The 24708-nt window shown below is 41.0% G+C and carries 18 protein-coding genes; 9 read left to right on the top strand and 9 right to left on the bottom strand.

Annotated elements, in window-relative coordinates:
* The 5 genes from H5164_RS09570 to hemC all read right to left on the bottom strand — a co-directional run.
* A partial coding sequence (locus H5164_RS09570) for a retention module-containing protein (protein ID WP_182755827.1) occupies positions 1 to 2073 on the bottom strand: 2073 nt, incomplete at its 3' end.
* Positions 2074 to 2457: 384 nt separating this feature from the next.
* Positions 2458 to 3627 (bottom strand): heme biosynthesis HemY N-terminal domain-containing protein, encoded by a 1170-nt coding sequence (locus tag H5164_RS09565; protein WP_182755825.1) that lies wholly within the window; start codon positions 3625 to 3627, stop codon positions 2458 to 2460.
* On the bottom strand, positions 3624 to 4859 hold the full coding sequence (locus H5164_RS09560) for a uroporphyrinogen-III C-methyltransferase (RefSeq protein WP_182755823.1): 1236 nt from the start codon (positions 4857 to 4859) through the stop codon (positions 3624 to 3626). Before H5164_RS09560 ends, H5164_RS09565 begins: the two co-directional genes overlap by 4 nt.
* Before the next feature lie 85 nt (positions 4860 to 4944).
* Complete coding sequence (locus tag H5164_RS09555) at positions 4945 to 5664, bottom strand: uroporphyrinogen-III synthase (RefSeq protein ID WP_182755821.1); 720 nt, start codon at positions 5662 to 5664, stop codon at positions 4945 to 4947.
* Positions 5665 to 5677: 13 nt separating this feature from the next.
* On the bottom strand, positions 5678 to 6607 hold the full coding sequence (gene hemC, locus H5164_RS09550; RefSeq protein WP_182755819.1) for a hydroxymethylbilane synthase: 930 nt from the start codon (positions 6605 to 6607) through the stop codon (positions 5678 to 5680).
* 273 nt (positions 6608 to 6880) lie between these two features.
* On the opposite strand from hemC, the gene H5164_RS09545 reads away from it, so the two are divergent.
* Positions 6881 to 9343, top strand: a complete 2463-nt coding sequence (locus tag H5164_RS09545; RefSeq protein WP_182755817.1) for a class I adenylate cyclase — start codon at positions 6881 to 6883, stop codon at positions 9341 to 9343.
* 70 nt (positions 9344 to 9413) lie between these two features.
* Here the strand turns inward: H5164_RS09545 and cyaY are convergent, their stop codons facing one another.
* A complete protein-coding gene (gene cyaY / locus H5164_RS09540) occupies positions 9414 to 9749 on the bottom strand; it encodes an iron donor protein CyaY (protein ID WP_182755815.1) in 336 nt (111 codons plus the stop codon).
* Between the two features lie 79 nt (positions 9750 to 9828).
* Between cyaY and H5164_RS09535 the strand changes: the two genes are divergently transcribed.
* The 6 genes from H5164_RS09535 to H5164_RS09510 all read left to right on the top strand — a co-directional run bounded on the left by H5164_RS09535 (position 9829) and on the right by H5164_RS09510 (position 14591).
* A complete protein-coding gene (locus tag H5164_RS09535) occupies positions 9829 to 10011 on the top strand; it encodes an LPS translocon maturation chaperone LptM (RefSeq protein ID WP_182756097.1) in 183 nt (60 codons plus the stop codon).
* 20 nt (positions 10012 to 10031) lie between these two features.
* Positions 10032 to 11276, top strand: a complete 1245-nt coding sequence (gene lysA, locus H5164_RS09530; protein WP_182698448.1) for a diaminopimelate decarboxylase — start codon at positions 10032 to 10034, stop codon at positions 11274 to 11276.
* Positions 11277 to 11316: 40 nt separating this feature from the next.
* Positions 11317 to 12144: a diaminopimelate epimerase gene (gene dapF / locus H5164_RS09525; RefSeq protein ID WP_124017235.1), complete on the top strand. Its 828-nt coding sequence runs from the start codon at positions 11317 to 11319 to the stop codon at positions 12142 to 12144.
* Between the two features lie 110 nt (positions 12145 to 12254).
* On the top strand, positions 12255 to 12881 hold the full coding sequence (locus H5164_RS09520; protein WP_182741635.1) for a DUF484 family protein: 627 nt from the start codon (positions 12255 to 12257) through the stop codon (positions 12879 to 12881).
* A 70-nt stretch (positions 12882 to 12951) separates the two neighbouring features.
* The gene (gene xerC / locus H5164_RS09515) at positions 12952 to 13851 is read left to right on the top strand and encodes a tyrosine recombinase XerC (RefSeq protein WP_124017236.1); all 900 of its coding nucleotides are present in this window, start codon (positions 12952 to 12954) and stop codon (positions 13849 to 13851) included.
* The gene (locus H5164_RS09510) at positions 13851 to 14591 is read left to right on the top strand and encodes an HAD-IA family hydrolase (protein ID WP_182755813.1); all 741 of its coding nucleotides are present in this window, start codon (positions 13851 to 13853) and stop codon (positions 14589 to 14591) included. The genes xerC and H5164_RS09510 overlap by 1 nt, the downstream gene beginning before the upstream one ends.
* A gap of 7 nt (positions 14592 to 14598) precedes the next feature.
* Here the strand turns inward: H5164_RS09510 and H5164_RS09505 are convergent, their stop codons facing one another.
* On the bottom strand, positions 14599 to 15099 hold the full coding sequence (locus tag H5164_RS09505) for a helix-turn-helix domain-containing protein (protein ID WP_124017238.1): 501 nt from the start codon (positions 15097 to 15099) through the stop codon (positions 14599 to 14601).
* A gap of 227 nt (positions 15100 to 15326) precedes the next feature.
* On the opposite strand from H5164_RS09505, the gene H5164_RS09500 reads away from it, so the two are divergent.
* Positions 15327 to 18392 (top strand): UvrD-helicase domain-containing protein, encoded by a 3066-nt coding sequence (locus tag H5164_RS09500; protein ID WP_182755811.1) that lies wholly within the window; start codon positions 15327 to 15329, stop codon positions 18390 to 18392.
* 154 nt (positions 18393 to 18546) lie between these two features.
* Here the strand turns inward: H5164_RS09500 and H5164_RS09495 are convergent, their stop codons facing one another.
* Positions 18547 to 21843, bottom strand: a complete 3297-nt coding sequence (locus H5164_RS09495; RefSeq protein ID WP_182755809.1) for an EAL domain-containing protein — start codon at positions 21841 to 21843, stop codon at positions 18547 to 18549.
* Between the two features lie 99 nt (positions 21844 to 21942).
* The gene (locus tag H5164_RS09490) at positions 21943 to 23496 is read right to left on the bottom strand and encodes a PAS domain-containing methyl-accepting chemotaxis protein (protein WP_182755807.1); all 1554 of its coding nucleotides are present in this window, start codon (positions 23494 to 23496) and stop codon (positions 21943 to 21945) included.
* Positions 23497 to 24278: 782 nt separating this feature from the next.
* On the opposite strand from H5164_RS09490, the gene H5164_RS09485 reads away from it, so the two are divergent.
* On the top strand, positions 24279 to 24452 hold the full coding sequence (locus tag H5164_RS09485) for a hypothetical protein (protein ID WP_182698442.1): 174 nt from the start codon (positions 24279 to 24281) through the stop codon (positions 24450 to 24452).
* Positions 24453 to 24708: the final 256 nt, after the last annotated feature.

The following is a 24708-nucleotide window of genomic DNA, read 5'->3' as shown; positions in this document are numbered from 1 at the left end:
ATCGACCGAGCTGGTGCCGGTTAAGACGCTGCCGGTGGTGGCGCTGCTGTCTTCGGCCACCGAAATGACTTCGTTGGCGTCCGTGAAATTGTCGTTTTCTGGGGTGACGGTGATGGTCAAGGTCGCGGTTTCACCAGTGTTAGTGGTGTAAGTAATGACAGGAACGGTACCGTTCCAATTTTCATTGGGTGTGAAGGTGTAAGAACCATCTTCATTGATGATCAGGACACCGCTTTCAAGAGCAACGTCAGTGCCTGGAGTATAAGATTGGCCGTCCACTTTAAAGCTATTCACGCTTAGGTCAGAATCTACATCGCCATCGTTATCAAGTACATTGCCTGTAGCAACAGTATCTTCAGCAACAGTATTAGTGTCGTTAGCCAACACCGATGCATCATCAACCGGCGTGACTTCGATGGTTAGCGTCGCGGTTTCACCCGTATTAGTGGTGTAAGTAATAACAGGAACGGTACCGTTCCAATTTTCATTGGGTGTGAAGGTGTAAGAACCATCTTCATTGATGATCAGGACACCGCCTTCAATAGCAACGTCTGTGCCGGCCGTATAAGTTTGGCCGTCCACTTCAAAGCCACTCACGCTTAGGTCAGAATCTACATCGCCATCGTTATCGAGGACATTGCCGGTGGCAGCAGTATCTTCAGCCACAGTATTGGTGTCGTTAACCAATACCGATGCATCATCAACCGGGGTGACTTCAATGGTTAGCGTCGCGGTAACACCGGTATTAGTGGTGTAAGTAATAACAGGAACAGTACCGTTCCAGTTTTCATTTGGCGTGAAGGTATAAGATCCGTCGGCATTGAGCACGAGCACACCGTCATCAAGGGCAACTTCTGTGCCGGCCGTATAAGTTTGGCCATCCACTTCAAAGCTACTCACGCTTAGGTCTGAATCTACATCGCTATCGTTATCGAGTACATTACCTGTAGCAACAGTATCTTCAGCAACAGTATTGGTGTCGTTAGCCAACACGGATGCGTCATCGACAGGTGTGACTTCGATGGTAAGCGTCGCGGTAACACCCGTATTAGTGGTGTAAGTAATGACAGGAACGGTACCGTTCCAGTTTTCATTGGGTGTGAAGGTGTAAGACCCATCTTCATTGATGATCAGGACACCACCTTCAAGAGCAACTTCTGTGCCGGCCGTATAAGTTTGGCCATCCACTTCAAAGCTACTCACGCTTAGGTCTGAATCTACGTCGCTATCGTTATCAAGTACATTACCTGTAGCAACAGTATCTTCAGCAACAGTATTGGTGTCGTTAGCCAACACAGATGCGTCATCGACAGGTGTGACTTCGATGGTCAGCGTCGCGGTTTCACCAGTGTTAGTCGTATAGGTAATGACCGGCACTTGGCCATTCCAATCTTCATTAGGAGAAAAAGTAAAAGAACCATCAGGATTGATAACGAGCACTCCATCTTCAAGCTCGATTTCTGTACCCGCAGGATAGGTTTGTCCATCTACTTCAAAACTCACTACACTCAAACCTGAGTCAGTATCGCTGTCGTTATCTAAAACATTTCCAGCAGCAACTTGATCTTCGCTAACTGTAATGACGTCATTTAATACAACCGATGGGGAATCATTTTCAATAAGCACTTCTTCTTGAGTCACTGCTGTTGGGGTAGCAGTTTGTCCTGTCGTGTCGTAGCCTGTATTCGCAATGGTCTCTGCACCATCTCTTGATACTGAGACATAACCAAAATCACCTTGGTTGGCTGTTGGGGTGCCAGCGGCGGTTTCTGGTAGGTTTGCTGTCGGATCTTCGCCAGATGCAATTAATGCCTGCAAGGCTGCGATTTCATCTATAGCTTGTTGATCTGCTACTTGCTCGATAATGGCATCATCAGGAGTATCTGCACTATTAAAAATAGTGCCGTCATCGAATGTAATAACAAAAGCAAACTCATTGCTGCCTGAAACTAATGCTCCAGCAGGAATTGTCTGGCCAAGTTGTAGTTCCTTGGTTTCATTGTTAATTGTTATTGTTACTGTACCTTCTGAAGCAGAAAGTATTCCATTTTTTGACGTAGTAATTGATTCCATTTGAAGCTCCCAACAGCTTTATATACTTAAGATAACAATGAGTTAATTTGCATCATATTTGCTTAATATAATAATAGTATTAACATTAAAATTATTTTATAAACATTAGGTCAAATAATATCACTTACCACAATGGTAGTCAATTTTTTGACGTTAAGGCGTTTCTAAACAAGCTAGTTATAATAAGCATATAAAACAAAGTATTAATTTGTTAACCTATTAGTTCTATATATTTTTACGTCATAAAAAAGTCGTAATTAAATGTAGTTTAATATTGTTATTTATTTCCTTATGTCGGCATAGATAACAACAAATAAAGCAGAATAACTAAAAAAGCCTACGAGATTGTAGGCTTTGAGATGAGCTTAAAAATAACTTTATTGCTTAGATTATGTTTGCAGCATTACGATAACTGTTTGCCGCAGAAGAGTTTTCACCTAACTGTTCTTGGGCTTGTGCTAATGCTAACCATGATTGATGCGTTGGTGCTATACGACAGACATTTTGCCAATGAGTTTTAGCTTGTTTAGTGTCACGACTTTGAATGGCAAGCTTTGCCAGACACATTTGATAGTCAGCATCATTTTCATGAGTGGTTTCTAGTCGGCTGAGTAATTTACGCACCTCTTGATCTTGTGCATCGATTAAATCAGGTATTGCGGCAAATAAAGCCGCCGATGGTGCAGCGCTAAGTTGTTTAATAATTAACTTTATTGCTTTATCTTTATGCCCATACTGAGTCAATCCATGAGCATAAGCGACAACTAATTCATCTTGTTTACGCTCCGACTTACTTAACCAATGCCAACATTTATTCAATTCTGCTTCAGAAGTCTTAGCTGCATTTACCATTAAAATACTGTTGGTTTTAGTGTTTAATTGGTTGAACTCAGTTTCAGAAAGTAATTGGCGTTTTTTCAGGATTGGTAACAACAATTTTAATGCCTGCCAATCATTTTGCTGCAAATATAACTCTTGTGCTAGTTTCAGTACTGGTGCACTACTTTTACTTGTTGGATTTAGTTTATCAAGTACTACTCGAGCTTGATTGAGCTCCCCCTGCTTCATTAAGTAGCGGGTACGCGATGTATAAACCGCTGTTTTGGCAATAGGGTTATTTTCTGCTTGAGTTAAATAATGATCTCGCGCAGTAATATCACCTTGATAGTGAGCTGCTCTTGCTGCCGCAAAAAGATTTAATACTGGAATTTCACCTTTTTCAGCACCTTTAGCCATGGCTTTTTCTGCCGCAGGCCAATCTTCTTCAGCCAGTGCTAAAGCGCCGGTTAAAGTATGCTTTTTAGCCGCTTTTCTACGCCATTGCTCTGGCAGGTAGCGACTGCTAAGTAGCATATTTAATAATAATAAAATTAACCACTCGAGTAATTGCAGCGCAAAATAAAATACAATTAACCCCACAACACCTATGACCAAGCTAGTTTCAATTTGATAGTCACCAATTGCGATATAAACGTAACCGCTTTGTCCAACAATAAGTGGGCTGAGACACAGTCCAATTAAAATGAGAACAACATAAACCAGCGTCTTAATCATTGTGCTGGCTCCTGTGTAGGCATTATTTCACCATAGGTAACCAGCTGCTGGAGTAGTGGCGAGGCTTGAAATTTATTAAGAGTCACTTTTTCAACTTTAACCTTGGCCAGTTTATCCAAAGACGCAATTATTGCTTTAGTCTTTGGATCTGTTAAGTCAAAGTATTGTTGTAACCACTTGTCTGCTAAAGCAATAGATTGCTGATAATTCACTTGGTCAAATCGGTACAGTGCTAATTGTGCTTGCAATAATTTGTTGCGAATATTTTCAACTAAATACCATTGCTGTTCCGGTGATAACAGCGGCTCCAAATCAGTGGTCCGTTTGCGGATAGTAATAAAACCATCAGTTAAGTCATGCCAGGTTGTGGCGAGATTTTGTTGCCAATCATCAATTGAGTCGGTGACTGCCTGGGTGTTTTTATTTTCTGTAAAATTCTCATCCACACGATTTAACGGTAACCCTTCCACATCATTGATAATATTATCTAAGTCAAAGATGGTATTGGTTATGTCAGTGGTTTTTAATGCGTTAACTTTAATGATGTCTTCAGCTAAGGCTTTACGTAAAAGAGTTAATGCAGGATCTTTCATCGCACTGATACGTTCATCTGCAGACTGTAATAAACCAATTGCTGTTTGCGGATCGTTTTCTAACCATAGTTTTCTGCCAGCCATGCGAACTAAATATTTGGCTTCTGATGCCATCCAATGGTTAGGACTGCGCTGGGCAATAACAGCTACACGTTCTTGCAGTTGTTTATTTGATTGCTGTAGTTCAGCTAATTTTGCATAAGCTTTAGTATCGTTCAGCTGTTGTTGCTCTAACGTACCAAAGCGTTTATTGGAAGCCATGACGGTTTGTTGTAATTCATATTTCAACGATTTATTTTGTGTAACTTGTTCAGTGATACTTTGTTCTAATTGAGTTTGGCCTTGACTTTGTTGGCTAAGCTGCAAATAAAGCCAGTAACAAGACGCCACAGCAACAATGGCAACCAGTAAACTGAATAATACTCCAATACGGATCCACCAAGAGCTAGGTTTAGCTTTGCGTCGGCTGTTATTTACCGGAGAATTTGTCTGATTATTATTTTTGTTGTCAGCAGATTGTTGGCTCGTTGCATTGACTTTTTTTGCCTGTAGCGGCTTTTCTATTGGATTTTGCGCAGAAGAAATCACTTTCTCATCCTTGTGTGCTGGCGAGTTTGGATCTTTTTTATTGTTTTCCATGAACAGTCCTTGAAAGCAAAAATACAACCAATATAAGCAATATTAGAAAATGTGTGTCGATGCAAGGTAACAATACAATAACAAATTATAACGCAAGACTCGTGAGTATAGCTTGAGTATTTGCTCCATTTGCATTGGTAATATGGCTTAATCCCATTGCTTTTGCTTGTAATTCGACGCGATGACTAGGCACTATGATATGACATGCACGTAACCATGCAAATAATTCTTTTGGGACAAGGTCAACTAAATTGGATAATATTTCGCCGCTGGTGACCACAATGGTATCAATACCGAAGGATTGCCATTGTTGAATGGTCTGTTTTGCGTTGAGCTTAGGTCTCACGCGCTGATAGACCTGCCAATAGTTCACCTTGGCACCTCGAAGCGCTAATTGTTCAGCGAGCATTTCACGTCCACCTAATCCACGTACAATAATAAATGACTGCTTATCGACATCTCGTAATTGTGGTTGTGATAATAAACCTTCACTATCTTGGCTCTCTTTGGGCGAGCTAATCGCTTGGATATTATAGTGAGCTAGGCTATCGGCGGTTGCTTGACCAACAGCGAAATAGCGACAGTGCTGTGGGAATGAATTGTTGAGTTTAGTGGCGGCAAAATCGACGGCATTAGTGCTAATAAAGAGCAAATTATCAGTGTGGGCTAAAGTAGCATGGCTCATTGATTCGTTTGTTTCAATTACCGCTAAAAGTGGGGTAACAAGATAAGCAACGTCTCGTTGTGAGAGTTGCTCTTCCATTGCTTGATTGCGCCCTTGTGGGCGCGTTAGCAAGACTTTCATGGCCAGTTATCTCTTAACTAGCATAAACAGCATCTAAAATAGTTTTAGCCCCGCGACTGAGTAAATCTTCTGCAAGAGACTCTCCAAGTGCAACGGCATCAGTTTTAGAACCCGATACCATACCCGTTATTATTTCACTTCCATCAGGATTGCCGACTAAACCACGTAGGGTTAAATTATCACCTTGAATTTCAGCAAAAGCACCGATAGGCACTTGGCATCCGCCTTCTAGGCGCGTGTTCATTGCTCGTTCAGCCAGCACTCTGTAACGGGTTTCTAAATGTTCAAGTGGTGCGAGTAATGCTTTAACCCGCTCGTCATTTAGACGACATTCAATGCCGACAGCACCTTGTCCATTGGCTGGAAGTGACTCTTCTGCAGAGATAAATCCTGCAATTCGTTGATTGAGTTTTAAGCGGATTAATCCGGCAGCCGCTAGGATAATAGCATCATAATCACCACTATCGAGTTTGGCTAAACGGGTACCAACATTACCGCGTAAGTCTTTAATAACAAGATCTGGACGAGCGGCTCTAATTTGACACTGACGGCGCAGACTTGAGGTACCCACAACCGCGCCTTGAGGTAATTCACTAATAGATTTATAGCTATTTGATACAAAAGCATCGCGTGGATCTTCACGTTCGCAAATTACCTGTAGGCCCAAACCTTCAGGAAAATCTACTGGTAAATCCTTCATTGAGTGCACTGCAATATCGGCACGATTTTCAAGCATCGCGACTTCTAACTCTTTAACAAATAGCCCTTTGCCACCAATTTTAGCTAAAGGAGTATCTAAAATGACATCACCTTTGGTGCTCATTGGTAATAATTCAACCGTGAGATCGGGGTGAATGCGTTCAAGTTCAGCTTTAACAAATTCAGCTTGCCACATTGCCAGTGGGCTTTTACGTGTTGCGATACGAATTATATTTTCAGACATGGTAGTAGATCCATTAGATAGCCTCAATGGAGTAATGCTATCACCGCTCTCGCTTGGATGTAACAAATCGATGGTAATTGTTTGAAGTCTGTAGGGCTTATTTGTGATTCATCTCGTTGAACAACTACTGGTGAAATATAAAATAAATGCTACGATGATCACTGTTTTGACGAAAGCGTGACCTTGGTCGAAAATTTGAGCTTAGGTTCGAGTGTGTTAGAAAAATTTGTCACCAAATAGTTTGTGTAGCAAAAAGCATAAATGGAGTGAGTCTTGACCGATAAAACGGCATATTATCAAAAGGATTTAGCTGAGAAACTAAATAACATTAGATTAACTAGAGTGACTAATGTACTGCCTGATTTGCAGCAGCATTTATTTCATATAATTCCTTTTTTAATACATCATAATCAAATAGATGTGTCCGGTATTATCGACCCCAACACGCCGTGTGGTGTTCATGGGTTTGATTTGTCAGACGCAATGATTGCAGCATGTGATGCCTTATGTTTGTCTGTACCCTCCGCCATTGATTCAAGTGTTGATGCTTTTGAAGGTATCTATGCCATGGGCAGTACTGCTAGTTTTGGGCAAAATCCGCAAAGCGATTTCGATATCTGGTTGGTTTACAATAGTAAACTGACTCAAGCACAACTTAAACTCATTGAATATAAAAACAAACTCATCAGTGACTGGTTTGCCGGTTTTGAGTTTGAAGTGAATTTTTATCTAGTGCATCCGATGCAATTTAGAGAATGCAGCGCATTTGATAATTGCCAACCAGTAGGATTAGAGCACAGTGGCAGTAGCCAACACTGGTTATTATTAGAAGAGTTTTACCGTTCTCATATTAGGCTCGCCGGTAAAACTGTGGCTTGGTGGCCCGATGCACAAAGCCAAGATACTCAGTCTAATGCCAACTTACTTTATCTTGGCAATGTGAATTCATTACCTGCGGCAGAGTATTTCGGTGCCTCATTATGGCAGCTCTATAAAGGGCTCAATAAACCTCATAAAGCCTTGTTAAAAGTGTTGTTATTGGAAACTTATGCCTCAGAATATCCCCATACAAGGCTAATAACTCAACAACTTTGGCAATATTGCCTAGATCAAGATTTTAGTGTTGCTAATGACGCTTATTTATTGCTGTATCAAAGAATTGAAACCTATTTAATTGCCCAAGAAGACAGTAACCGTTTAGAGATCGTTAGGCGTTGTTTTTATTTAAAGTCTGGTATCACTTTATCGAGTTTGTCACCTACCAATAGTGCAACAGACTGGCGGGTTGAAAAAATGACCAGCCTGGTTAAACAATGGGGCTGGAGCCATGAGCTAATCACCACATTGGATAATAGTCCTTATTGGCATGCTGGCCAGTTGAAATGGTTCAACCAGCAGCTCAGTGAACTGTTATTAGTCAGTTACAAAAATCTATTGAAATTTGCTTCAAAACAAACCTTAAGTGAACGTATGCGAGTTGAAGAACTCGGCTTATTGGCTCGTAAATTACATACTTATTTTAGTGATGATGACCATTTAATACAGCCTCTAAACCGACTTTGGAGTTTATCGACAGCTGAAAAATCGTTGACTATCTTTCATTGCAAGCAAGCATCACGTTTTTATCTCTATCGCCAAACTTATGTCGAACAGGATCCGTCTCAAGCTGTTACAGATAATCAAGGACATGAGTTCGATAATCATCCCATCCATGAAGCGGATAATATATGCAGTTTAGTTGCGTGGTCAGTGTTAAATGGGCTCGCAACTACCGATACTAAGTGGTTTCAAGTTGGACGAGGTAAAAGACGGACAGATAAATTGAGTTACCTAACCCGTAAACTTATCCCTATTATGCACAATGTACCCACTGTCTATAAACGTGATTTATGCGAACCTTGGTGTTATCAAAAAATTGTGTTGATTACCAATATGGATAAAGATCCGACCACTCAATTGAATGAGCAAGAACTGATGTTGGAACATATTAATGCCAATATTCTTTCCTTTGGACAGAAAAAAATCAGTATGTTGTCGTCGGTGGCGGTTGTGTGTTTAAACAGCTGGGGAGAATGGCAAAGCCATCGCTTCAATGGCAATACCGCATTACTTGAAGCTATTTCATTTATTATTCTGGGGTTAAAACGTTCAAATGACCAAGTTGATTTATCGATTATTAGTTGCTCAGCTAAGCTAAAGCAACCGATTTTTAATCAGCTTAAAACCTTATTATTACGATGTTATGGTTTAATGAAAAAGGTCAATCAGAGCAATACACTAATGCATCCAATAATTATGGGCGATCAACAATACAGTATGTACTTTAATGCGTTAGGTATGATGTATCGCAAGACTGACGTTGTGGCACAGGTCAGAAATGATCACACTCATGAGTTACCACTACCTTATACCGTGGATGATACTAACGTGAATGTACCATCGGTGATTCGCAAATTTATTGTCATGGATGCTAAGCAATATTTTGTCCGTCAACGTAAGCAAGTGCTTGATGTGTTTATTGCAGACGAGAAGAATCAGCTTGAACATTTACAATATCAACATACCAGTATCAATGATTTTGTGGCTAAAGAAAGCCATTTGTATGTCTTTGACGAACAAAAACAGCACCGGCCTGTTTTTAATATGCCGCAGTTTTTTCAACTTGTGCATATTGAAGGTAAATTAACCGTAATGCCATTTGGCTTGTCAGTAGATGAAATGGGCTCAGCATTTTAAGCACAAGCCCAAATTCAATGACCATTTAATCACTCACTTAGTGCTATTACACACTAAGTTATTGTGAGGTTTATGCGTTTATCTCGAGCAAAATACCGCTTTGTTTATTGATGGCATCAATCACAAAAGACATAAATTCTAATCCATTACGGGTATCTAACCATTTGCCATCATTGTAATTAAAGTGATAACCACCTGATTTTGTCGCCAGCCAAATTTCATGAAGAGGCTCTTGTTTATTGATGACGATTTGCGAATTATCTTCAAAAGCCAACTGTAAAACATTGCCGCTGGCATTAATATCGACATCGGCATCTTGCTCGTCAATTGCTTTTTCTACCGCGTTCTCTATTTCGCCAAATATTTCATCGGCTAATCGATGAAACTCAGTATCTGTAATAGCCATGTATTTCTATCCTTTGCTTTCTGCGTTATGAATGCGATTATAAGACCATTATTCACTAGATGCACAGATGTTGAAAAAAATGAGACTGCTTTTATCTATTATGCTTGCTAGCCTATTTGTAACCGCATGTGGTCAAAAAGGCGTTTTATACAAAACTCCTGAGCCAGTGGCCAATAAAGTCGCCCCAAAATCTGCCAGCACAGATGTGCCCAGGCAAACTGAGGTGCTCGACTCTCAACCTTCAACCTCACAACAAGAATAGCATTTATAAGGGACCGCATTTTGGATTACTTTTCATATCAAAATGATTCACTATTCGCAGAAGACTGCGATGTAGCAAAACTGGCTAAAACGCACGGTACGCCGTTGTATATTTATTCTCGTGCCACATTAGAGCGCCATTGGCATGCCTTTAATAATGCCGTTGCTGATCATCCTCATCTTATTTGTTATGCGGTGAAGGCGAATTCAAACCTTGCAGTGTTAAATGTATTGGCCCGTTTAGGCAGTGGTTTTGATATTGTTTCTGGTGGTGAGCTCTCGCGTGTATTACAAGCGGGCGGCGACCCTAAAAAAGTGGTTTTTTCTGGTGTGGGCAAAACGGTTGCCGAAATGGAGCAAGCCCTAAACATTGGTATTTACTGTTTTAATGTTGAATCCAGTGCTGAACTTGAACAGCTTAATGACGTCGCTGGGCGCTTAGGTAAAGTAGCCCCTGTTTCTTTGCGGATTAATCCCGATGTTGATGCTGGTACTCATCCTTATATTTCCACAGGTCTTAAAGAAAATAAATTTGGCATAGCCATGGATGAGGCTGATACGGTTTTTGCTCGTGCTGCTGAATTAGCTCATTTACATGTAAAAGGTGTCGACTGCCATATTGGTTCACAGCTTACCGAGATTAAACCCTTTTTAGATGCCATGGATCGCATGCTGGCGTTGATCGACCGTTTAGGTGAGAAAGGTATTAAGATTGAACATTTTGACGTGGGTGGCGGCTTAGGGGTTACCTATAATAGTGAAACTCCGCCGCATCCAGATAAATACGCCGCAGCATTACTCGATCGTTTAAATGGTCGTAAGTTAACATTAATTTTTGAACCGGGTCGTGCTATTGCGGCTAACGCAGGTATTTTCGTCACTCAAGTGCTTTACCTAAAAGAAAATAGCGATAAGCGTTTTGCGATTGTCGATGGTGCCATGAACGATCTTATTCGCCCTGCGCTTTATAGTGCGTGGCAAAATATTATTCCGGTACAACAAAATGATGCGCCAACTTTCGCTTATGATATTGTAGGTCCTGTATGTGAGACTGGTGACTTTCTCGGTAAAGACAGGCAGTTAGCGGTAAAAGCGGGTGACTTATTAGCCGTTCGTTCAAGTGGTGCTTATGGTTTTGTGATGGCCTCAAATTATAACTCTCGTCCAAGAGTCGCGGAGATTATGGTTGATGGTAGTGATGATTTTGTTGTTCGTCAGCGCGAAACGCTACAACAACTTTGGCAAGGCGAATATTTATTGCCATAGGCAATAAGCAAACGGCATAACGTTTTATAAGGAAACTTTTGTGATCCATTTCACTAAGATGCACGGACTGGGTAATGACTTTATGGTCGTTGATGGCGTAACACAAAATGTGTTTTTTTCGCCTGAACAAATTCGCCGTCTTGCCGATCGAAATTTTGGGATTGGTTTTGATCAATTATTGTTGGTCGAGCCGCCCTATGATCCTGATTTAGATTTTCATTATCGCATCTTTAATGCCGATGGCAGTGAAGTTGAGCAGTGTGGCAATGGTGCACGCTGTTTTGCTCGTTTTGTTCGCAATAAAGGCCTCACCCAAAAAAATAAAATTCGGGTGAGTACTAACTCAGGTAAAATTACTTTGCGGATAGAGCGTGATGGTAACATCACAGTTAATATGGGTGTTCCCGTTATTGAACCAAGCCAAATTCCGTTTAAAGCTAAAAAAAGCGAAAAGACCTACTTACTGCAAACCGCAATGCAAACTTACCTGTGTGGCGCTATTTCTATGGGTAACCCCCATTGCGTTATCGAGGTTGAAGATGTGCAAACCGTCAAGGTTGATGAAATTGGCAGTATGTTAACTCGCCACGAACGCTTCCCTAAGGGCGTCAATGTTGGCTTTATGCAAGTCATTAACCCTGGGCATATTAAGTTACGCGTGTATGAACGTGGCGCAGCAGAAACGCTAGCCTGTGGCACGGGCGCATGCGCTGCAGCAGCCGTTGGTCAATTACAGGGTAAGCTTGATAAGCAGGTGAGAGTCGATTTACCTGGTGGTAGCTTAGTCATTAATTGGGACGGCGAGGGTAAACCTCTGTGGATGACGGGCCCGGCAGAACATGTATATGATGGACAAATACAACTATGAGTGAGATTACCTCCGAAGTCAGTTTAGCTAACGAAGTGGCAGGCAATACGGTTAGCAGTGCACAAGCCAAAGATATCAATTCAATTGGTCAAGATCTTGCTGTCGACATGATGGCCAGTTTGCAACAAGCCCCTTTTGATGAAATGTTGATCCGCGAATACTTGTTAGATAATCCTGACTTTTTTAATCGTTATCCAGAGTTGTTAGTGGCCATGCGTGTTCCGCATGCAGAACGTGGTGCGGTTTCATTAGTTGAACGTCGACAAGAGCTGCTTCGCCAGCGCGTGAATCAGCTTGAAGAAGAAATTACTTCGCTGATGAACATAGCGACTCATAATGAGAGAATCTTTAAATTTAATACTGAGTTATCGTTTAAAATGCTTGCAAGTCAAGACTTAGGCGAGCTGCGTCAAGTATTGTCTGAAGGATTAAAAACTGAGTTTGGCTTTAGTCACGTTAGGTTGATTACGGTGCACGATATTGACAGCGAATTAGCAAAAATTTGGCGCCATCGCGTCCAAAGCGGTTATTACTTTGGGCGGCTCACGCAATCAGAATCTAAACGTTTATTTGGCAGTGATGTGGGGTCTGTGGCATTAACTAAATTATCAGATGACAATGGCCAGGTGATATTTGCCATTGCCAGTAAAGATCCCACTCATTTTCATCCTGATATGGACTCATTGCTATTTAGCCAATTGCGTCGTTTGTTAGACCATAAGCTACCGCAACTGTAATAGTTAATGCTCAGTGTATTGTTTAGGATACACAGCGTACTCCAATCGTTCATGTACTGGGAGCATTGTGATGCAGCCAACAGACTGGCAAACGATATTTAGCCAACATTTAACCTCAGAAAGGCAACTATCAAGCTATACCGTGCGTAATTATATGTTTGAATTACGAAGGGTTGAAGGCATCTTAACCGAATCAACTCAGCTTATTGATGTTACCCGTGACGAGTTACAATCTATGCTGGCAACATTACACCGTAAAGGCTTGAGTCCACGTTCGTTATCTTTGTGTTTGTCTGCCGTAAAACAGTTCTTTGATTTCCTATTGCGAGAAGGTGCCATAACGGTCAACCCAGCACACAGCTTAAGTGCTCCAAAACAAAATAAACCTTTGCCAAAAAATATGGATGTCGATGCCGTCAGTCATTTGTTGTCTATCGAGGGTGACGATCCGTTGTGCTTACGTGATAAAGCTATTATGGAATTATTTTATTCCAGTGGCTTACGTTTAGCTGAGCTCGCCAGCCTAGATTGCGCTGACATTAAGTTTGATCAAAGCGAAGTTAAAGTGCTGGGTAAGGGCAGTAAACAGCGGGTTGTGCCCATTGGCAAACTAGCCTTAAATGCATTAACGGCATGGCTAAACTGCCGTAGCCAGTTACCTTGTAGTCAAGCGGGTGATGCATTATTTGTCAGTAGCCAAGGTAAACGATTATCTCATCGCAGTATTCAAGCGCGGATGGCTAAGTGGGGTCAGGAACAAGCTATGGCGGTAAAAGTTCACCCACATAAATTGCGTCATTCGTTTGCAACCCATATGCTTGAATCAAGTCAAGATTTACGTGCCGTACAAGAACTGCTTGGTCATGCTAACTTATCGACCACGCAGATTTACACTAGTTTAGACTTTCAACACCTTGCCAAAGTGTACGATAACGCGCATCCAAGAGCGAAAAAAGACAGGGGGAAATAATGACAACGCCATTACTTAAAGCATCAATGATCCAGTATCAACGTCTACAACCGTTTAGCGCGATCAGTTTTGATTTAGACGACACACTCTATAATAATCTTCCTTACGTATTACATGCCAGCGATGAACTATTTTCGTTAATTAATCAAACCTATCCCGCCACTACAGCATGGGGGGCAGATCAATGGCAGCAACTTAAACATCAGTTATTTATTCATCATCCAGAGTTAGTACACGATACCACCGCAGCCCGTTATGCCATGTTGCGTCAAGGCCTTTTGCACTTTGGTTATAGTGAAGTTGAAGCCAGCAAAGGGGCCCAAGATGGCATGGCGTGTTTTACCCATCATCGTAGTAACTTTACCGTTGATAATAATGTATTGCAGGTACTAGAGCGTTTAAGTCAACGCTATCAGCTTATTGGTATTACTAATGGCAATGTCGACAGCCAACGTATTGGCTTAGATAAGGTCATGAAATTTGTGCTTCATCCAGGCCACGGAGTTAAAATGAAGCCTGCTGCCGACATGTTTAGCCTCGCTTGCCGTCAACTGGATATTAAGCCTGCATCATTATTGCATGTGGGTGATCATCCATTGTCTGATATTGCTGGGGCAAAAATGGCAGGGTGCCAAACTGTGTGGTTAAATCCCTGTATGCAGCAACGGCATAAAAAAGCTCAACCGGTTTTGCCACACATTGAAATTAATCATTTAGATCTTCTGTTAGGCTTACTTTAGGGTGACGTTAGCGTTTTAGGTCTATGCCTGCTTTAAGGCTCATTTGTTCTACTTGCTCGCGGCTAGCATGCATATCGGCATCACCTACACGAAAGTAGGTGCCGCTATACGGATCAGTACCAACATAAATAGGCCTAAGTTTTACATCGACACAGGGCACATGGATGCGAATAAGCTTTTTCGCCATTATTTCAATAATTTGTACATCAGTTGGAGCTAAAATATTGTGACTGATCTTTTTCGGATCGTGTAATATTTGCCAAATTTCACTCAGCATCGGCATAGGATTAACAATCCCCTCAATAGTAAACTCACCTTGTTGCTCCTTTACGCCTAAAATAATTTCACCACCTAAGGTGTTGGCAAAAGCGCTATAGCTTTCCCACATGCCTTCGGGCAATGTACCCTTGCCGTCTCGTCCACCTGCTAATTTAAATTCAACTTGAGCTGATTCATGTAAGTTAGCAATGTCGTCTAAGGCAAACGTTGGGTAATGATGAGGTGACATTTAGGCTCCAAATCGTCTTATGCAATCAGTAGATAAAAATAGATATGATCACTGTATGAAGTTTTGTCCACAAAAGGAAGATCATCAGTTCGGCTGTGCTGGATGTTAATTAACCAATCAGCTGTTTTAGTACTTAAATTAAATCCGCAATTGTGAATTATTTACTGTAAAGTTATCTTATATATTAGTTGGTTAATTCCAGAAACCATTTAGTCGTAGGTTTTACATTGTCAGCACAATATTCAGTTAACCCTATTCCTCACAGTTGGTTCGGACATTTATATCATCGCAATGCCAATGCGCTTGAGATAACGGCAGAGGGCATAAGCTTTGTTCCAACCCAGAGTCTATTTTTATCGCGCTTGCCACCGACGAATCTTGAGCATGTATCTTGGCAGCAGTTAGATCATCCACCACTGTTTAGTGCCAGCTTACTGGGTAGCTTATTAAGTTTTACCGCCTCTGGCGTGAGCTATCAAATTCCATTTCTGAGTTATTTTGCTCGCTCTCATTTTAAACACCAAGTCGAATTACTGTGGGCGTTATCCCATGAACAAGCATTGTATGATTTGATAGCACGGATTGAAAAAGCCGTATCGAAGCGCTATTTACGTCAGTCATTGCTAGCGAAAATGAGTTCAAGAATCGCGCGCGAATATCGCCGTTGGTTTCCGTGGAGTGCAAGCGTTGAATTATCACCTAAAACACGCGCGGCATTAACTCAATTACACCATTTTTACCATTGGAATAATGCGCATGTAGAGCATTTGCGTGAAGATTATATTCAATCGCAGTTAGTGGCATTTGCTGACTTTTTCGATAGTGTTGAATCAAATCCATTAACCAATAAACAGCGCCGCGCCTGCATTATTGATGATGATAACAATCTACTGTTAGCGGGTGCCGGAACCGGTAAAACCAGTGTTATGGTTGGCCGTGCAGGGTATTTAGTCGCCAGCGGTCAAGCGAAAGCGGATGATATTCTATTGTTGGCTTATGGTACAAAAGCCGCCAAGGAAATGGATCTACGGATTAAACACAAACTTGGTACTGCTGACATTAAAGCCAGCACGTTTCATAGTTTAGGCTTAAAAATTATTACCGAGGTTGAAGGTGTAAAACCAAGCTTATCAGCGTGGGTAAATGATGAACCCGCCAAAGACAAATGGGTGCATGATAGATTAGAAACGTTGATTGAAAATGAGTCTTACCGTAAACATCTTTTCGACTATTTTAGCCGTTACTATTACGTTGAAAAAAGCCCATTCGAATTTTCAACTGAAGGTGAGTATTTTGAATATTTACATGACAACGATATTCGTTCATTAAAAGGCGAAAGAGTAAAAAGTTTTGGTGAGCTGTATATTGCCAACTGGCTATTTAGCAATGGCATTGAATATCAGTATGAAGCTAAATATGAATATGATGTCAGCACGTTTGAATTTCGTCAGTATCAGCCTGATTTTTACCTACCACAATATAACGTTTACATTGAATATTACGGCATCGATTCCGCCAATAATACCGCTCCTTATATCGATAACGCAGCGTATTTGGCATCAATGGCGTGGAAACGCCAGTTACATCAAAAACAGCAAACTAATTGTATTGAATTATTTTATTATCAGCACAAGAAAAATCAGTTAATCAACAAGCTTGAACAGGCTTTAACGGTATTTAAGGTTAACTACTCGTCTTTGCCTGATGACGCGATATTGGCCACCCTTTATGAGCTGGGGCGGGTAACTGAGCTGGCTAAATTGTTCAGTCAGTTAATCGGTTTGTACAAAGCGGCTTGTGTGGATAAAACAGGTTTACAACGCATATTTAGCCAAGCAGCGGATCCTCAACAAGCTCGTAAAGCATTTCAATTGCTGCAACCTATTTTACAGCAGTATCAGGAGTATTTATCTGCAACGGGTGATATCGACTTTGAAGATATGATTGCTAAAGCGCTAGCCTATTTGCAAAGCGGCCAATACGTTAGCCCGTGGCGATATATTATGGTCGATGAGTTTCAGGATATTTCAGAACCTAGAGCGCGTTTAGTGCGTGCGCTGCGAGATTCAAGATCGAAAACCTCCAGTAGTGAGACTTCACTCTTTTGTGTGGGTGATGACTGGCAGGCTATTTATCGCTTCAGTGGGGCAGATGTCAGCTTAACGACGCAATTCGCCCAGTATTTTGGTAAGACTAGCGAAACTCATTTGGACCTAACGTTTAGATTTAATAACCGTATCGGCGAAGTTGCCAGCGCTTTTGTGATTAAAAACCCGCATCAACTTAATAAAGAGGTTCATTCGTTAATACAGGTGGTTGATCCTGCTATCTCGATATTACGCCGCGGAGTAAATGAGCGCGCACGCCAAGATGAACCGAGTGCTAATGCATTAGTGCAAGCTTTGAACGCCTTGTCTGTTCATGTGGCTAAAGCCAGTGCGGTATCTACTACTGAGCCCTCGACTAAATCCATAACGAAACCGACAGTCTATTTACTGGCACGTTTTTGGTTTCAATTACCCGATAAAGATCTATTGCGTCAGTTAAATGCTCAGTACCACATGTTATCGATTGAGTGTTTATCTTTTCATGCCTCAAAGGGCAAAGAGGCCGACTATGTGGTAATTATGGGACTGACTCAAGGTATACACGGATTTCCATCACAGAAAATAACCCCACCTTTACTCGACGCTTTCTTGCCCCAAGCTGAAGCTTTTCAATTTGCCGAAGAGCGACGCTTGTTTTATGTCGCACTGACTCGAGCTAAGCATCGTGTTTATGTATTAGCGGATATGACCAATGTCAGCCTCTTTGTGGTTGAGCTTATTCAGCAACCCTATAACGTTGAACTGAATGAATTCAGTACTTCATTGGTACAAACGATATTTGAGCAAATTAAATGCGCTCGGTGTACGACTGGCACATTAACAGCGCGAACTGGCAAGTTTTCATCATTTTTCTCATGCTCGCATTTTCCTTTGTGCGATCACCAAGAAGCGGGGTGTGACCTCTGTGGTAGCCCGATGACGCGCAAGCGCACTAATGGTTTTGCGGTTTGCTTAGATGAACATTGTGGTCACATCGCACCGCTGTGTAACCTCTGTGGCGCAGACATGAGCTTAAGAGAAAGTACTCGAGGAACTTTTTGGGGGTGTAAAAATTATCGCGGTAACAGCGTGCCTAGTTGTAGCAATACCATTGATACAGCGACAATATCCTTTAAAAGCAAACCACATCAAAAACTCAAGCAACCACGTGATACAACACTGCCTAAGCCGCGGCAAAAGGTGTAAGTACAACTATTACTGTGGGTAAATGATCTGGTAAAGCGCCGTTAAGTCTCCATTGCGGCAAAGGTATATCACATTGGATTTTTTATACCTATTCTGCTGCATATGCGGCTAATATCAATTAGTCGCAAAACACTTTTCGAAATACTACATATTTTTATACTGTAGCCTCTAAATCCTCTAGCATCTCTGGCCTGCCAAAAAGATACCCCTGGTATGAATAGCACCCCATACTTTGCAACAGTGTCCGTTGTGCCTCAGTCTCAACTCCTTCGGCTATAACGTGCAAATTCATCGAGCTTGCGAGTGTAATTACGGCCTGTGCGATGGCTTTGTCGTTGCTATTATTAATAATATCCCGAACAAACCCCTGATCGATTTTCAGCTGATTGATAGGAAGTTGTTTGAGATATGATAAGGAAGAATAACCTGTACCAAAATCATCAATTGAAAACGTGACGCCGTGTCGCTGCAATTCAAGCATCTTGGCTTTAACATCCAGTATATTACTTGCCAGAAGGCTTTCAGTTAATTCTAACTTCAGCCGTTTTGGATTAGCCCCCGATTGGTGCAGTACATTGAGTACTAGCTGCACAAAGTCCTTTTTACTAAATTGCACCACACTGATATTAACGGCAACTGTCAGATTAGCTCTGTCAGGCTGATTAGCCCACTGAGCTAACGTCTCACATGACTGTTGTAATATCCACTCACCAATTGGCACAATAAGGCCAGTATCCTCTGCCAGCGGAATAAACTGAGCGGGTGAAATCATACCTTTTTCAGGGTGCAGCCATCGCACCAGCACTTCGACACCGATAGTGCACCCATGTTGGTTAACTTGCTTTTGGTAAAACAAGGTAAATTGCTGTTGGTGAAGAGCTTGATATAAGTCATGAATGAGCGTTGCTCTTGAATTCACCGCAACCTGCATCTGCGTGTCAAAAAACTGGATTCCGTTGCGGCCTGCATCTTTAGCCTTATACATCGCCATATCAGCTTGCTTCAATAACTCATCTTTTGATGTATCAGCGCTATTGAACATTGTCACACCAATGCTTGCAGAGCTATTGTGAGTGAGTCCACCAAGATCATACTCTTGCGCTAAGTTAGTAATAATTTTTTGAGCAAGTGATTCCGCCTGGTTTGCCGCAGTGTGTTCATCAGTACTGAGATCTGCAACTACAACGACAAATTCATCACCACCAAACCGCGACACGGTATCAACCAGCCGAACCGTCTGAACCAGCCGTTCAGCTACCTGACATAACAGCAAATCACCTTTATTATGGCCAGCAATATCATTTAAATTTTTAAAGTTGTCTAAATCAAGAAATAACAAGGCCCCGAACTTGTTGTCGCGTGAACATTGCGCAATAACACCTTGTAGTCTATCTAAAAACAAACGTCGGTTTGGTAACAGCGTTAAAGGATCATAATATGCCAACTGATGTATTTCTTGTTCGCGCTTTTTCCGCTGACTAATATCGCGCACAATACCAATAAAATTGGTATTGCCTGACACCTGGACCTCGACAAGTCCAAGCTCAATAGGAACTATGGTGCCATTTTTGTGTAATGCATCAAGTTCGCGAATACGGCCGGTAATGTCGCTGATACCTCGGTTAATATAATTTGATAAATAGCTGTCATGATGCTCACGATGCGGCGAGTCCATTAGCACACTAATATTTTTACCTATAATTTCATCATTACGGTAACCAAAAATGGTTTCTGCTGCCAGGTTAAAGGTTAACACGATACCTTTTACATCAATGCTGATAACACCATCGAGCATACTCTCAACGATAGCCCGCATCTTTTTTGAGGTATCGTTAAGCGAGCTTTCTGCTTTAATCTGATCATTGATATTAATATGTGTTCCAAGCAACCATTCAGCTTTGCCGTCATGCGTGCTTGAAGACACTCTTCCTCGGGTATTCATCCATACCCACTCGCCATTTTTGTGCTTCATGCGCATGTTTGCTTCATAGATAGGAAGTAGACCTATTGCATGCTGTTCAAGTTGTTTAGCGCAATAGGCAAGATCATCAGGGTGAGTCAATTGCTCCCAAGTGCTTCGAGCTGGCTGAAGCTCAGCCAGATCGAAGCCCAATAGGGCAGCCCACTTGTCATTGATAAGCAACTCGCCAGTTTGAATATTAAGGTGCCAGGTTCCAATTGTATTGGTGTCAATAACCGCCTTAAGCAAATTTTCACTATTGAGAATGAGCTCTTCATCTCGCTTTTCTTTTGTGACATCGGTTTCAATGGCAATAAAGCCGCTAAGCTCTCCCTCTTCATCTAAAAGTGGATTACACGCAATTCTGATCCAATAGGGTTTTTTGGCTTTTGAATAATTCAGCACGTCGACATCAAAACCCTTGGCTTCAGCAAGTGCTTGCCTCATTTGCATTACGGTTGCAGTAGCTGTATCTGCCCCCTGCAATAATTCGCCAGGTTTCTTGCCCACCATGTCGTCAATACTGAAGCCGCTGATAGCACTGAAGGCTTCATTTATCCAAACAACTAAGCCATTTCTATCGGTTATCACGACACCATTTGTTGTTTGTCGTGCAACTTCGGAAAGCCGCCGCATCTCAGCGTTAGCAAGTACTTGTTCGGTTATATTGCGAATAACGATTAAGACCTCGTTCTCATCAGTTTTTTTGTAACGCGCCTCAAATGATTTGTTTGCTGCCATAAAAGTATGGTTTTGATAAATAATGTTGTCAGTACTAAAAGCCTGTTCAACATTATTCATAAGCTGGTTACCAAACTCATTGGGTAATACATCACCAATAGTTTGCCCAAGAATTTCATATTGGGGTTTTAATAAATCAGGATGTTCGTTACACACTAAAAAGCGGAAGTTACGGTCAATTAGAAATACCATATCAGGTAACGTCGCTAATATTGATGTCGTTCTCCTCTGGCTAGACGACAACTGTTGTTGAAGCTTCTGCTGGTCTAGTTTGGCAATTTCATGCTCAACCATGTCAGCGAATTCGCGTAACTCTTGTTTTTCATCATTTGAAAATTCACGTGCTACGGGTTCTATCAGGCATAGCGTACCTATCGGTTGCCCGCTGGGTTCCCGAACTGGTGCGCCGGCATAAAAACGAATGTGTGGTTCATCTGTTACTAGTGGATTAGCAGAAAAACGTTCGTCCTTTGTTGCATCAGTGACGACAAGAATATCTGGATGCAATATTGTATACCCGCAAAAAGAAATATCACGTCCCGTTTCACAAGTGTCCAGACCCACCTTGGATTTAAACCACTGTCTGTCACTATCAACCAAACAAATTAAGCATATTTTAACATTAAAAAAACGAGCAACAAGGCGGGTGATACGGTCAAACCGTTCCTCGGCTGGTGAATCCAATAAAGCAGTCCGCTTTAGCGCAAGTAAACGCTCAGCTTCATCAACAGGGTAATCAGGTGCGCTCAAAATATCTTCCTATCGAGTCTGGCTCGTTTGTTAATATACAAACACTTTATTCATCAAAGTATCATTTGCAAATGACTTTAGCGGTGCCTGTTTTCTATATTATCGTTTAAAGCGAACTACCAGCTCATGCAGTTCATCGGCAATATTATTTAGATAAGTAATGGTTTCTGATAATTTTATTGAGCTTTCAGTGCTCATATCTGCAAGTGTGGATATATTAACAATTTGCTTATTAATATCTTCAGCAACTTGTGCTTGCTGTTCAACCGCCGCGGCCATTTGAGTTGACATAGAAGTAATTTCACTTACAGATTCAGAAATTCCAGCGAGCATTTTGCCGCTTTCGATGACGTTAGAAAGACCATTTTCGGCATCAATAGCACCTGCATCGGCAACTTTTACGGCATCGTCAGCACGTTGTGTTAGCTCAGTAATAATGCCATAAATGTCTTTAGTCGATTCTTGAGTGCGCTTTGCCAGATTTCTGACTTCATCTGCTACCACAGCAAAACCGCGTCCTTGCTCACCTGCTCTAGCAGCTTCAATTGCCGCATTCAAAGCGAGTAAGTTGGTTTGGTCGGCAATTTGCTCAATTATTTGAGCTGCACCTGCTATGAGTGAGGTTTGTTCCGAAACTCCACGCACAGAACTCCCTATTTGCTCTACCGTTAATTTTAACTTCTGAATAGAGTCATGTGTGACATTGGCAACTTTAGCGCCCTTTAACGTGAGTTCATTCGCATTATCGGCTTGATCTGCAGTATCATTAACATGCTTTGATACTTCAGTAATTGTAGTCGACATTTCATTCATTGCAGTGGCAACTTGCATGGTTTCAGCTTGCTGACTTTCAATGTCTTTTTTCGTTTTACAAGTGAGAACAGTGCCGTCCTCCGAGGCCTTTGCAACTGTAAGAGCTGCACTTTCAATTCGAGCTATAACAGCTCCCAAATGCGCAAACTGACTTAGAATTGCTACTTTAAGTTTACCTGCATCATTTGCTTCGTCAGTATAACTTTTTGCTGCTAGATCATCTGAAAATGAATGACTAAGCATGTCATTTAGTGCTGCTAGGGTATTCTTTCTAATAAGGGATACCCAAATAGCAAATATCACAACGGATGCTACCAAGACGCCTTCAGATAAGTCTGCATAACCAATTAAAAACAAAGTAGCACAAATGATAATTGTGCAAATGAGAAATAAGTTTTCTAACGAAACAGGGAAGGATACTGTTTGGCTTTTACCTGCATTAATATCTCGGTATAGTTTCGTTGCCCTTTCGACATCCTGGCGAGATGGACATGAGCGAACGGATTCGTAACCAACCACTTTGCCGTTTTGTGTTATCGGGGTGACATAAGCATCTACCCAGTAATAGTCGCCATTTTTACATCTGTTTTTAACTAGCCCCATCCATGGCTTGCCAGATTTGAGATATGACCACATCACTTTAAATGCTTCTGGTGGCATATCAGGGTGCCTAACCACATTATGTGGTTGACCAATTAATTCTGATTTTTCAAAACCACTGACTTCAACAAAAGCATCGTTACATTCAAGGATATTGCTTTGCGTATCTGTTACTGAAATCAGTTTGGTCGCGACGTTAAATGTTTTCTCTTTATCAGTGATAGGAAGATTTGGACGCATACTTTATCTTAAAATATTAATGTTGATATTAAGATATATAAGAATTCACCAGTGGTATGAGTAATTCATAAATATCAATGGGTAGGTAAACTTGTTGCACTCTTTTGAATAAAAATATATTTATCCAGAAGATTGTTAGCAGGTTGTAATAGCTATGGCACCATAAAGATTGGTATTAATTAGCGCAGACACATTCTGTGAGAGTATGTTTACCAATGTGACGCTATCATTAGCAAAGTTACTGACAAGTATATATTATCGTAAAGTATTGAAAAGATTTTCTATTAAATATCCCTGATATTCGAATCTTTATAATAACATTAATCAAGTTTTCAACAATTACTGGCCACTTAATTAACAATTATTGACCACTTAATTAAAGGTTAAATGCTACCTCCTCCTATTTTATAAATATTTATCATAATACTAATCTTCAGTTTCGAACTGTCTCCCTAAAGTATTTTTTATCCAAAGATTCGTTGACGTATTTTTAGGTTTTACTGCCACGATCAAAAGCATTAAATATTTTAGAAGGTAGATAATTAGTTTTCAGTAGTGACCATAAAGAAGGAAAGCTGTTGATCATCTAAAAATATAACCATTACTTAAAAATCAAAATACTTACTCGTAAAAGGAAGAGCTTATGGTCTAGATTGCATTCCAACAATTGAATCTCTGCTAGAACAAAATACTATTCGTATAAAAAGGGTAATCTAGATTTTATTGAGATGTTCTATGACCTCATAGCGCCTAGAAATGGTTTTGAATTTTATGATTCCCCTATGAGATTTAGCATATGGGTTGAGCAAGACTTTAATATCATGAAGCCATGTGAATTATGGGTGAGTTACCCGATTATTGATCTTGAAACAGATGAGGCTGACCGAGTTGTAAAATACACTGAGCCACCAGCAGTGAGAAATAGCCATTCAAAACTACCGCCATTTATACAGTGAATCTTGAAGAAAACTTTACGATTACAGCACATATTTTTGTGGCTGGTGGTCATTATGTAAATAAAGTGATTCACAACAAACTTGATGTAAACCCTAAACGCGTGATTCATAGCTTACAGGCTGGCTATAGCGATAAATCTTGATCAATTAAAGTCATTTTTTATATGCAATAAGTGCGATAAATTGGTCGATGCGACTTTTATGTCTAAGGGCAAGTTGGCTACTTGTGATAACAATGATTGTAGCAATACGGTAG

This window comes from Shewanella sp. SG41-3 (genome assembly GCF_014164545.1).
GTDB classification, from domain to species: Bacteria; Pseudomonadota; Gammaproteobacteria; order Enterobacterales; family Shewanellaceae; genus Shewanella; species Shewanella vesiculosa.
The sequence above is the reverse complement of the archived record's forward strand: the minus strand, read 5'-3'. Positions and strand labels throughout refer to the sequence as shown.